A 12,304-nucleotide genomic window follows, 5' to 3' on the forward strand; every position below is an offset into this window, starting at 1 on the left:
GTGTCATCAATGGCTACCTGGGCGACCGCGGCCTGTCATTGCGTCAAGGCACCATCGTCGATGCCACGCTGATTCATGCGCCCAGTTCGACCAAGAACAAGGAAGGCAAACGCGATCCTGAAATGCACCAGACCAAGAAAGGCAACCAGTATTACTTCGGTGCCAAGGCACATATCGGTGTCGATGTCGAGTCGGGGCTGGTGCACCACATCCACGTCACAGCCGCCAATGCTGCGGACGTCACCCAGGTGGACAAGTTGCTGCATGGTGAAGAGAACAGGGTGGCTGCTGACGCCGGTTATACGGGCATCGAGAAGCGCGAGGAGCATAAGGGGCGCAAGGTCATCTGGCAGATCGCGGCTCGGCGCAGCACGTACGAAAAGCACGGAAAGAAAAGTGCACTGTACAAGGCATACCGCAGCATCGAGAAAGCCAAAGCGCAGACGCGCTCGAAGGTCGAGCATCCGTTTCGCGTGATTAAACGCCAGTTTGGTTACACCAAGGTGCGGTTTCGTGGCCTGGTGAAGAACACGGTACAGATGGTCACATCTCGTAGCACTGTCGAACCTGTGGATGGCACGTCGACATTTGCTGGCCACCGCAGGAGAGGTGCGCCTGTGATGAGGGAAATGACCTCCGCAGACTACTTGCGGCGGTCAGTAACGGCAACATAAGCGAGCGATCTGACCATTATGTGATCAGCGAGCCTCTTTCAAAATCGGTAGCGACCGAAGTCGGCCAGAAATGGTGGCCTATTTCAGACCTTCCCTAACGCTCAGTGTTGGGATTTGCTTTTGCGTGAGGACTTGCCGGGACGCTTTTTTGCAACGGACACGCCGTAGCCGTTCTTCAGCACATTCACAACCACTTCGAAGAACTGGGCTTTCTGGCTCATGACTTCCAGTGCTGCTCCAGCTCCTTGATGCGCTGCTCCGTCGTCAGTGGCAGGTTGGGTTCGGACATCGGCTTGCTCCTAGCGGATCGAATGGAGGCTCCCTGACTCCAGTCCTGCCGGCCATGCTTGCGTTAACCACACCAGCACCGTTGAACGGCCTTGGAGCCGTGGTGAGCCTGAGCCTCCTTGTAGCTCGTTTCGCCTTTTTCGACCTGATCGACCACTGCCAGCTTAAAAGCTAGCGTGTAATCACGCTGACTGCTACGGATACCTTCTGCTACCAGGACTCTCCTGAAATAAGGGGAAGGTGTAAACGATATTCAGGACGGTACAACCAAAACAAAAAGGCGACCCGAAGGTCGCCTTTTTATGCGATGAACTGCCCGAACTTAGTTCTGGTTTTCCATCTGCGCACGAATCAGATCACCAATGGTGGTCGGACCAGTGCTTTCGGATTCCTGCTTGCGCAGTTCCTTCATTGCGTCTTTCTCGTCGTCCACGTCCTTAGACTTGATGGACAGGCTGATGACGCGGCTCTTACGGTCGATGCTGATGATCTTAGCTTCGACTTCTTCACCTTCCTTCAGCACGTTGCGAGCATCTTCAACGCGGTCACGGCTGATTTCAGAGGCTTTCAGGACGCCTTCGATATCGTTGCCGAGGGAAATTACAGCGCCTTTGGCGTCAACTTCCTTGACAGTGCCACGGACGATGCTGCCCTTCTCGTTCAGAGATGCGTAGTTGGAGAACGGATCGTCTTCCAGCTGCTTGATGCCCAGGGAGATGCGCTCGCGCTCCGGGTCAACAGAGAGGATGACGGTTTCCAGCTCGTCGCCCTTCTTGAAGCGGCGTACGGCTTCTTCGCCAACCTCGTTCCAGGAGATGTCGGAGAGGTGAACCAGACCGTCGATGCCACCTTCAAGACCGATGAAGATACCGAAATCGGTGATCGACTTGATGGTGCCGGAGATCTTGTCGCCCTTGTTGAAGCGGCTGGAGAAATCTTCCCACGGGTTGGATTTGCACTGCTTGATACCCAGGGAGATACGACGACGCTCTTCGTCGATATCCAGAACCTGAACTTCCACTTCGTCGCCGACCTGAACGACCTTGGACGGGTGGATGTTCTTGTTGGTCCAATCCATCTCGGACACGTGCACCAGGCCTTCTACACCTTCTTCCAGCTCGGCGAAGCAGCCGTAGTCGGTCAGGTTGGTGACGCGAGCCATGACGCGGGTGCCTTCCGGGTAACGGGCCTTGATGGCAACCCACGGATCTTCGCCCAGTTGCTTCAGACCCAGGGAGACGCGGTTGCGCTCACGGTCGAACTTCAGGACCTTGACGTCGATCTCGTCACCAACGTTGACGATTTCGGACGGATGCTTGATGCGCTTCCACGCCATGTCGGTGATGTGCAGCAGACCATCTACGCCGCCCAGGTCAACGAATGCACCGTAGTCAGTGAGGTTCTTGACGATACCCTTGACTTGCTGACCTTCCTGCAGGGATTCCAGCAGAGCTTCGCGCTCGGCGCTGTTCTCGGCTTCGAGGACGCTGCGACGGGAAACGACAACGTTGTTGCGCTTCTGATCCAGCTTGATGACCTTGAATTCGAGCTCTTTGCCTTCCAGGTGAGTGGTGTCACGCACCGGACGCACGTCGACCAGGGAACCCGGCAGGAACGCACGGATGCCATTGACGTCGACAGTGAAGCCACCTTTGACCTTGCCGTTGATAACGCCCTTGACCACTTCTTCGGCAGCGAAAGCCGCTTCCAGAACAATCCAAGACTCGGCGCGCTTGGCTTTCTCGCGGGACAGCTTGGTTTCGCCGAAGCCGTCTTCCACAGCATCGAGCGCAACGTGCACTTCGTCACCGACCTTGATGGTCAGCTCGCCCTGCTCGTTGTAGAACTGCTCGACCGGGATGACACCCTCGGACTTCAGACCGGCATGAACGGTGACCCAGTCACCATCGATGTCGACCACGATGCCGGTGATGATCGCACCGGGCTGCATGTCGAGGGATTTCAGGCTTTCTTCAAAAAGTTCTGCAAAGCTTTCGCTCATGTTGATTCCTGTTGATCAAGGGCGAGAATTCACCCAAAGCCACACTCCAGACAATGTGGGTTTGTTCATATAAAAAGAGTCTTGCGGGGCTTTAGACTGGTCTTCCCGCATGCCTCTCTGGGTTACCCGGCGAGATCGCGAGTTGCGACCTCACTGAGAATACGTTCCAGCACCTGCTCGATCGAGAGATCGGTGGAATCCAGCAGGATCGCATCGGGCGCCGGTTTAAGCGGAGCCACCGCACGCTGCGTATCACGCTCGTCACGTGCGATTATCTCGTCAAGTAGACTCGGCAGATTAACATCCTCGCCTTTGCCCTTCAACTGGAGATAGCGGCGTCGCGCGCGCTCCTCGGCGCTTGCGGTGAGGAATATCTTGAGTGGCGCCTCGGGAAATACGACGGTCCCCATGTCACGACCGTCCGCAACAAGGCCGGGGGACTCACGGAACGCACGCTGGCGCTCCAGCAGCGCATCGCGAACCGCCGGCAAGGCTGCCACCTGGGAAGCGCCCGCCCCTACCACCTCGGTTCGGATCACATTGGACACATCTTCGCCTTCGAGCACGATGCGCTGGCTGCCATCAGCCGCGGAAAGGAACTGCACGTCCAGATGAGCCGCCAGAACCGTCAGCGCTTCCTCATTGGTGAGGTCAACACCGTGGTTGCGCGCAGCAAATGCCAAGAGGCGGTAAAGCGCACCCGAATCGAGCAGATTCCAGCCCAGGCGCCTGGCCAGCAAGCCACACAGGGTGCCTTTGCCGGAGCCTCCCGGGCCATCGACGGTTATGACAGGTACGCCACTCATCATTTGCCCTCTTCCGCTACGCGGATTCCGACCTGCGAAGCCAGCCCAAGGAAGTTCGGGAAGGAGGTCGCCACGTTCGCGCAGTCATGGATTCGGATCGGAGCCCCGGCGCGGAGCGACGCCACCGTGAAGGACATGGCGATACGATGGTCGCCATGCGCCCAGACTTCACCACCGCCCATCGGGCCACCTTCGATGACGATACCGTCCGGGGTCGGCTCCGCCTTGACGCCCAGGGTCTGCAGGCCATCGGCCATGACCTGGATACGGTCGGACTCCTTGACCCGCAGCTCTTCCGCACCACGTAGCACGGTACGCCCCTCCGCGCATGCAGCCGCGACGAAGAGTACCGGAAACTCATCGATGGCCAGGGGCACCAGGTCTTCGGGAATATCAATGCCCTTGAGCTTTGCTGCCCGAACGCGGATATCGGCAACCGGTTCGCCACCCACCACGCGCTGATTTTCCAGGGTGATGTCGCCCCCCATCAGCTTGAGGATATCGATCACCCCGGTACGGGTTGGGTTGATGCCAACATGCTCGAGCAGCAACTCAGAACCTTCGGCAATGCTCGCCGCCACCAGGAAGAAGGCAGCCGAGGAAATGTCGGCAGGCACCTCGATCTTGCAAGCCGTGAGCTTGTGACCGCTCTCGACGCTCGCAGTATTGCCTTCCACCTTCACCGGGTAGCCAAAGCCCTGGAGCATGCGCTCGGTGTGATCACGGGTAGGGGCCGGCTCGGTAACGGCGGTCTCCCCGGCCGCATACAGGCCGGCGAGCAGCAGGCAGGACTTCACCTGGGCACTGGCCATGGGCATGTCGTAGCTCATCCCGGTCAGGCGCTGGCCGCCGCGGATGGTCAGCGGCGGGCGCCCCTCAGGGCCGGTTTCGATCACCGCCCCCATTTCCCGCAGCGGCTTGGCCACGCGATTCATCGGGCGCTTGGAGAGAGACGCATCACCAGTCAAGGTGGTGTCGAACGGCTGGGCCGCCAGCAGACCGCTGAGCAGACGCATGGAAGTGCCAGAGTTACCCAGGTAGAGAGGACCCGGCGGCGGTTTGAGACCATGGAGGCCAACACCATGGATGGTCACACGACCATGGTGAGGGCCTTCGATGACGACGCCCATGTCACGGAAGGTCTGCAGCGTCGCCAGGGCGTCCTCGCCCTCTAGGAAGCCTTCCACCTCGGTGGTTCCTTCGGCCAGGGAGCCGAGCATGATCGACCGATGGGAGATGGATTTGTCGCCAGGAACGCGAATACGGCCAGAAATTTGGCCACCGGGCTGGGCAAGGTAGATCAGATCGTTATTGTGCATGGCGTCCACATAGGCCCTGCGGGCCAGGATTTTGCTGAAATGCTCGCGGGCGAAGCGGGCGCGGGTGAACACGCCCAGCAACTCATGCCCATCCCCAGCGTCGACCGCAGCGCGCAGCGCGTCGAGGTCGGCGCGAAATACGTCCAGGATCCGCAGCACGGCCTCGCGATTGGCGAGAAAGATGTCGTGCCACATCACCGGATCACTGCCGGCGATCCGCGTGAAATCACGGAAGCCGCCAGCGGCGTAACGGAAAATCTCCAGGTTCTCGCTGCGCTTGCCGAGCGAATCGACCAGGCCAAACGCCAGCAGGTGCGGCAGATGGCTGGTCGCAGCGAGCACTTCGTCGTGGTGCTCGACATCCATGTGCTCAACATCGGCGCCCAAGGCACGCCAAAGCTGGTCGACCTGCTCCAGGGCTGCCGGGTCGGTATTCTCTGCCGGCGTGAGGATCACCTTGTGACGACGGAACAGACCCGCGTTGGCCGCTTCCACCCCGCTCTTCTCCGAACCCGCGATGGGGTGACCGGGGACGAAACGCGCAGGCATCTGGCCGAACGCCACGCGTGCAGCGCGTACCACATTGCCCTTGGCACTTCCCACATCGGTCAGCACGGCCTTTCCAAGGTCAAGCGCGGCCAACTGCCCCAGCAGTTTCTCCATGGCCAGTATCGGCACCGCCAACTGGATCACCTCAGCCCCGCGACAGGCGGCATCCAGATCGCTCTCGCAGCGATCCACCACCCCTGTCTCGACGGCGATGCGGCAGGACTCCAGATCCTTGTCCACGCCCACCACCTCGGCAAACACCCCCTTCTCGCGCAAACCCTTGGCGAAAGATCCGCCAATGAGGCCCAGCCCAATCACCACCAGGCGCCCGAAGATAGGACCGCCCCGTTGCAGGGTCATGACATCAGGCACGGGCGAGCACCTTGGCCAGCGCCTCCAGGCAACGGGCGTTTTCCGCCGGCAGACCAATGGAGACACGCAAGAAGGTGGGCATGCCATAGCCCCCCACCGGGCGAAGGATCACACCCTCGCGCAGCAAGGCGGCATTGATGGGGGCAGCGTCACGACCGAAGTCGACTGCGATGAAGTTGCCCTTGGAAGGAATCCACGTCAGACCCAGGGCGCGGCCCCCCTCTTCCAACTGAAGCATGCCGGCATCGTTGATCCGGCGGCTTTCAGCAAGGTAATCAGCATCGTCCAGCGCTGCGCAGGCCGCTGCCAGGGCCAGACTGTTGACGTTGAAGGGCTGGCGCACGCGGTTCAGCACATCGGCCACCTGGGCACTGGAAAGACCGTAGCCGACCCGCAGGGACGCCAGGCCATAGGCCTTGGAGAACGTCCGCGAGACCAGCAGGTTCGGGTAGCGCGCCAGGTAATCGAGACCATCGGGCAACTCGTCGCCCTCGGCGTACTCGATGTAAGCCTCGTCCAACACCACCAGAACGTTTTCCGGCACCTGGGCGAGGAAGCTCTCCAGGGCAGCAGGGCCGAACCAGGTGCCGGTGGGATTATTGGGGTTAGCGATGAAGACGACGCGGGTATTGGCGTCGATGGCCGCCAGCATGGCCGGCAGGTCGTGGCCAAAATCCCGGGCCGGAACCACCTTGCCGACAGCACCCACGGCCTGAGTGGCAATGGGATAGACGGCAAAGGCGTACTCGCTGAACACGGCATTCAAGCCAGGCGCCAGGTAGGCCCGGGCCACGAGATCGAGAATGTCGTTGGAGCCATTGCCGAGGGTCACCTGGGCCGGCGTGACGCCGCAGCGTTCGGCCAGGCGGCGCTTCAGCTCGAAGCCGTTGCCATCGGGGTAGCGGGTCAGCTCGGCCAGCTCGGCACGAATGGCCTCGAGAGCCTTGGGGCTCGGGCCGAGCGGATTCTCGTTACTTGCCAGCTTGACGATGCCGGACGGATCGAGGTCGAGCTCGCGAGCCAACTCATCCACCGGCTTGCCGGGCACATAAGGTGAAAGTTTCTGCACGCCCGGTTGGGCAAGGGCAAGGAAGTCACAGGACATAGCTGCACGCCTCAAGCTTTGAGCCACAAACCGGAAGCCACGCGCCGGATCTGTTCAGCAAGAGGCTAGCGGCCTGTGACCGTCGATTCAGAGAACTGCTTTGGGATAGGAACCAAGCACCTTCAGTGCCACGGCCTCCTGATTGATCTTCTCCAGCACGTCCTTGATCAGCGGATCGCGGTGGTGGCCAACGAAGTCGATGAAGAAAACGTAGGTCCACTTGCCACTGCGTGACGGGCGGGTCTCGATGCGGGTCAGGTCGATGCCGTTGTTGTGGAACGGCACCAGCAGCTCGTGGAGCGCCCCCGGCTTGTTGCGCATGGAGACGATGACCGAGGTCTTGTCGTCGCCGGTGGGCGGCACTTCCTGGTTACCGATGATGAGGAAACGCGTGGAATTGTCCGGGCGGTCCTCGATCTTCTCGCACAGTTTGGTCAGCCCGTAGAGGCTGGCCGCCATGTCGCCGGCGATGGCGGCAGAGTTCCACTCGCTCTTCACCCGCTTGGCCGCATCGGCATTGCTCGAAACCGCCACGCGCTCGACGTTGGGGTAGTGGGCGTCCAGCCACTTGCGGCACTGCGCCAGGGACTGGGCATGGGAGTAGATACGGGTGATGTTGTCGGTCTTGGTGTTCTCACCCACCAGCAGGTGGTGGTGGATGCGCAGCTCAACTTCACCGCAAATCACCATATCGTGCTCGAGGAAGCTGTCCAGGGTGTGGTTGACCGCACCCTCGGTGGAGTTCTCCACCGGCACGACACCGAAGTTGACGGCACCTGCTGCAACCTCGCGGAACACCTCGTCGATGGCGGCCATCGGCGAGCTGATCACCGCATGGCCGAAATGCTTGAGGGCAGCCGCCTGGGTGAAGGTGCCTTCCGGCCCCAGGTACGCCACCTTGAGGGGCTGCTCCAGGGCCAGGCAGGAGGACATGATCTCGCGGAACAGCCGCGCCATTTCCTCGTTATCCAGCGGCCCCTGGTTGCGCTCCATGATGTGCTTGAGCACCCAGGCCTCGCGCTCGGGGCGGTAGAAGACCGGCTTCTCGCCCTCCGGCAAGGACGCCATCTTCACTCGCGCCACATCCTGGGCGCAGCGGGCACGCTCGCTGATCAGCTCGAGGATCTTCTCGTCAAGGCTGTCGATGCGCAGACGCAGGGCCTTCAGTTCCTGGTCGGACATCACGCGCGCTCCTTCTCGAACTCCGCCATGTAGGCCACCAGGGCCTCGACCGCATCCAGGCCCACGGCGTTGTAGATGGAGGCACGCATGCCGCCTACGGAGCGATGGCCCTTGAGGTTGAGCAGGCCACGGGCATCGGCGCCGGCGAGGAAGTCCTTGCCCAGGCGCTCGTCAGCCAGGCGGAACGGCACGTTCATCCAGGAACGGGCGTTGTGCGCAATGGGGTTAGTGTAGAAGTCGCTCTTGTCGATGTAGCCGTAGAGCAGGTCCTTCTTGGCCTTGTTGCGCACCTCCATGGCCTCGACACCACCCTGCTCCTTCAGCCACTCGAACACGAGGCCCGAGAGGTACCAGGAGAAGGTCGCCGGCGTGTTGTACATGGAGCCGTTATCGGCCGCGATCTTGTAGTTGAGCATGGTCGGGCAGGACGAACGGGCACGGCCCAGCAGGTCCTCGCGCACGATCACCACCACCAGGCCGCTGGGACCGATGTTTTTCTGCGCGCCGGCGTAGATCAGGCCGAAACGGGAAACGTCCAGCGGGCGGGAAAGAATGTCGGACGACATGTCCACCACCAGCGGTACGTCGCCAACCTCCGGAACCCAGTCGAACTGCAGACCGCCGATGGTTTCGTTGGAGGCGTAGTGCAGGTAGGCAGCGTCCTTGGACAGCTGCCACTCGTTCTGGCCAGGAATGGCGAAATAGTCGTAGCACTTGGCACTGGCCGCGACGTTGACGCGGCCGAAGCGGCTGGCCTCTTCAATGCTCTTCTTCGACCAGATGCCGGTCTCGACGTAGTCGGCCACACCGTTCTCGGGCAGCAGGTTCAGCGGAATCTCGGCGAACTGCTGGCTGGCGCCGCCCTGGAGGAACAGCACCTTGTAATTGGAGGGAATGGACAGGAGGTCGCGAAGATCCTGCTCGGCCTTCTCGGCAATGGCCACGTAGTCATCACTGCGATGGCTCATCTCCATCACGGACAGGCCCTTGCCCTGCCAATCGAGGAGTTCGGCCTGGGCACGTTGCAGTACAGCGTCCGGAAGCGCGGCGGGGCCGGCGCAGAAGTTATAGGCTCGCTTGCTCACATCCATTCTCACTGGGTAGCGCGAGGGCATCGGCGCCCTCGCAGGTTTTTCTTCTACCGAACGGACGGACCGGCGAAGGCCCGCCCTTGCCACACTTACTCGTCAGCGGCCTGCTCGGCGTCACCCTCGACGCCCTCAACCGCGGCCACGGCCTCATCATCAAGGCCTTCGATCACGTCGTCCTCGCCATCGTCGGAAGGCTCCTGGACGCGCTCGAGCCCAACCAGCGTCTCATCCTTGGCGAGCTTGATCAGGGTCACACCCTGGGTGTTGCGCCCGGAGCTGGAGACTTCGTCGACGCGGGTACGTACCAAGGTGCCCTGGTCGGAGATCAGCATGATTTCCTCGCCGTCCTGCACCTGGATGGCGCCGACCAGCTTGCCGTTGCGCTCGTTGGAAACCATGGCGATGACGCCCTGGCCACCGCGCCCACGGCGGGGGAACTCACCCAGACGAGTGCGCTTGCCGTACCCGCGCTCGGAGGCGGTCAGGATCTGCGCATTGGCTTCAGGGATCAGCATGGAGATCAGGCGCTGGCCTTCCGGCAGGCGCATGCCGCGCACGCCACGGGCATTACGGCCCATGATGCGCACAAGCTTTTCCTTGAAGCGGATGACCTTGCCACCATCGGAGAACAGCATGACTTCCTTGGCACCGTCGGTAATGGCCGCAGCGATCAGGGTGTCACCCTCTTCCAGCTTCAGCGCGATCAGACCGGCACTGCGCGGACGGCTGAACTGCACCAACGGGGTCTTCTTCACGGTGCCGAAGGCGGTGGCCATGAAAATGTAGGCCCCGGTGGGCTCGTCGTTGGCCAGCTCGGTCTCGCCGTCGTCAGCGCCTTCGCTGGCGGCTTCCGGCTCGACTACTTCACCCTCGATCACCACGCCATCGGCTTCGTCCAGGTCCTCGTCGCTGCCGCTCTGCTGCAGCGCTTCCAGGTCGATCTGGAGCATCGCGGTGATGCGCTCGCCTTCGTCCAGCGGCAGCAGGTTCACCAGCGGGCGACCACGCGCAGTACGGGACGCCTCGGGAATCTCGAAGGTGCGCAGCCAATAGACCTTGCCCTTGCTGGAGAACAGGAGCAGGGTCGCGTGGCTGTTGGCGACCAGCAGGTGTTCGATGTAGTCCTCGTCCTTCACGCCCGTGGCGGACTTGCCCTTGCCGCCACGGCGCTGGGCCTGGTAGACGGCCAGCGGCTGGGACTTGGCGTAGCCACCATGGGAAATGGTGACGACACGCTCTTCCTCGGTGATCAGGTCAGCGATGGTCAGGTCGACCTGGGACGCGACGATCTGGGTACGACGGGCATCGCCGAACTCGGCCTTAACCTTCTCCAGCTCTTCGCGGATGACCTCCATCAGGCGCTCGGGGTTGGTCAGGATGCGGATCAGCTCGCCGATCAGGTTGAGGATTTCCTGGTACTCGGACAGGAGCTTCTCGTGCTCCAGGCCGGTCAGGCGGTGCAGGCGCAGCTCGAGAATGGCCTGGGCCTGCTCGGGGGACAGGTAATACTTGCCATCGCGCAGGCCGTATTGCGGCTCCAGGTCCTCGGGGCGGCAGGCATCGGCACCGGCGCGCTCGACCATGGCTTCCACGGCGCTGGATTCCCAGGCGGTGGCGATCAGGCGCTCCTTGGCTTCGGCCGGGGTCGGCGAGGCCTTGATCAGCTCGATCACCGGGTCGATGTTGGACAGCGCAACGGCCTGGCCTTCGAGGATGTGCCCACGCTCACGCGCCTTGCGCAGCTCGTAGACGGTACGGCGGGTCACCACTTCACGGCGGTGACGGATGAAGACCTCGAGCATGTCCTTGAGGTTCATCGTGCGCGGCTGGCCATCCACCAGCGCCACGGCGTTGATGCCGAAGACGCTCTGCATCTGGGTCTGGGCGTAGAGGTTGTTCAGCACCACCTCGCCCACTTCGCCACGACGCAGCTCGATCACCACGCGCATGCCGTCCTTGTCGGACTCGTCACGCAGCTCGGTGATGCCCTCGATCTTCTTCTCCTTGACCAGCTCGGCGATCTTCTCGATCAGACGCGCCTTGTTCAACTGGTAAGGCAGCTCGGTGACGACGATCTGCTGGCGACCGCCGCCCTTCTCCATGTCCTCGATCTCGGCGCGGGCACGGATGTAGATACGACCACGACCGGTGCGATAGGCCTCGATGATCCCCGCGCGGCCGTTGATGATGCCGGCGGTGGGGAAGTCGGGGCCCGGGATGTACTTCATCAGGTCGTCGACGGAAAGCTCCGGGTTCTCCATCAGCGCCAGGCAGCCGTCGATGACTTCGCCCAGGTTGTGGGGCGGGATGTTGGTCGCCATGCCCACGGCGATACCGCTGGAACCGTTGACCAGCAGGTTCGGGATCTTGGTGGGCATGACCGCCGGGATCTGCTCGGTGCCGTCGTAGTTGGGCACCCAGTCCACGGTTTCCTTGTCCAGATCGGCCAGCAGCTCGTGGGCCAGCTTGGCCATGCGCACTTCGGTGTAACGCATGGCGGCCGCGTTGTCGCCGTCCACCGAACCGAAGTTGCCCTGACCGTCCACCAGCATGTAGCGCAGGGAGAAAGGCTGGGCCATGCGCACGATGGTGTCGTACACGGCAGTATCACCGTGGGGGTGGTACTTACCGATCACGTCACCGACCACACGGGCCGACTTCTTGTAGGGCTTGTTCCAGTCGTTGCCCAGTTCGCTCATGGCAAAGAGGACACGACGGTGGACCGGCTTCAACCCGTCACGCGCGTCCGGCAGGGCGCGACCGACGATCACGCTCATCGCGTAATCGAGGTAGGACTGTTTCAGCTCGTCTTCGATATTGACCGGGAGGATTTCTTTGGCCAGTTCACCCATGAGAAGCCTGATTCCTTTTTCTGATGAAACCCCGCGCCATCCGTCCTGAACGAGGCGGGGTCCG

The 12,304-nt window shown here is 61.8% G+C and carries 7 protein-coding genes and 2 pseudogenes; 1 reads left to right on the forward strand and 8 read right to left on the reverse strand.

Annotated elements, in window-relative coordinates; all coding sequences use genetic code 11:
* A pseudogene (locus A7D27_RS12585) lies at positions 1 to 621 on the forward strand (IS5 family transposase); the annotation flags it as partial.
* 149 nt (positions 622 to 770) lie between these two features.
* On the opposite strand, the pseudogene A7D27_RS27190 reads toward A7D27_RS12585, so the two are convergent.
* The 8 genes and pseudogenes from A7D27_RS27190 to gyrA form a co-directional block, all read right to left on the reverse strand.
* A pseudogene (locus tag A7D27_RS27190) lies at positions 771 to 1,179 on the reverse strand (IS3 family transposase); the annotation flags it as partial.
* Between the two features lie 105 nt (positions 1,180 to 1,284).
* Positions 1,285 to 2,964 (reverse strand): 30S ribosomal protein S1, encoded by a 1,680-nt coding sequence (rpsA, locus tag A7D27_RS12595; protein WP_069565091.1) that lies wholly within the window; start codon positions 2,962 to 2,964, stop codon positions 1,285 to 1,287.
* A gap of 122 nt (positions 2,965 to 3,086) precedes the next feature.
* Positions 3,087 to 3,773, reverse strand: a complete 687-nt coding sequence (cmk, locus tag A7D27_RS12600; protein ID WP_069565092.1) for a (d)CMP kinase — start codon at positions 3,771 to 3,773, stop codon at positions 3,087 to 3,089.
* Positions 3,770 to 5,998, reverse strand: coding sequence for a bifunctional prephenate dehydrogenase/3-phosphoshikimate 1-carboxyvinyltransferase (locus A7D27_RS12605; RefSeq protein WP_069565093.1), 2,229 nt, complete (start codon positions 5,996 to 5,998; stop codon positions 3,770 to 3,772). Before A7D27_RS12605 ends, cmk begins: the two co-directional genes overlap by 4 nt.
* 4 nt (positions 5,999 to 6,002) lie before the next feature.
* Positions 6,003 to 7,115 (reverse strand): histidinol-phosphate transaminase, encoded by a 1,113-nt coding sequence (gene hisC / locus A7D27_RS12610; protein ID WP_069565094.1) that lies wholly within the window; start codon positions 7,113 to 7,115, stop codon positions 6,003 to 6,005.
* An 87-nt stretch (positions 7,116 to 7,202) separates the two neighbouring features.
* Entirely contained in the window at positions 7,203 to 8,297 is a 1,095-nt protein-coding gene (gene pheA / locus A7D27_RS12615) for a prephenate dehydratase (protein WP_069560944.1), read from the reverse strand.
* Complete coding sequence (gene serC, locus A7D27_RS12620) at positions 8,297 to 9,382, reverse strand: 3-phosphoserine/phosphohydroxythreonine transaminase (RefSeq protein WP_069565130.1); 1,086 nt, start codon at positions 9,380 to 9,382, stop codon at positions 8,297 to 8,299. Before serC ends, pheA begins: the two co-directional genes overlap by 1 nt.
* A gap of 95 nt (positions 9,383 to 9,477) precedes the next feature.
* Positions 9,478 to 12,240 carry a DNA gyrase subunit A gene (gene gyrA, locus A7D27_RS12625; protein WP_069560945.1) on the reverse strand — a complete coding sequence of 921 codons (2,763 nt, stop codon included), beginning with the start codon at positions 12,238 to 12,240 and terminating at the stop codon, positions 9,478 to 9,480.
* Between the last annotated feature and the right edge of the window lie 64 nt (positions 12,241 to 12,304).

Origin of the sequence: Pseudomonas sp. 1D4 (assembly GCF_001728925.1) — a bacterium.
Lineage (GTDB): Bacteria > Pseudomonadota > Gammaproteobacteria > Pseudomonadales > Pseudomonadaceae > Metapseudomonas > Metapseudomonas otitidis.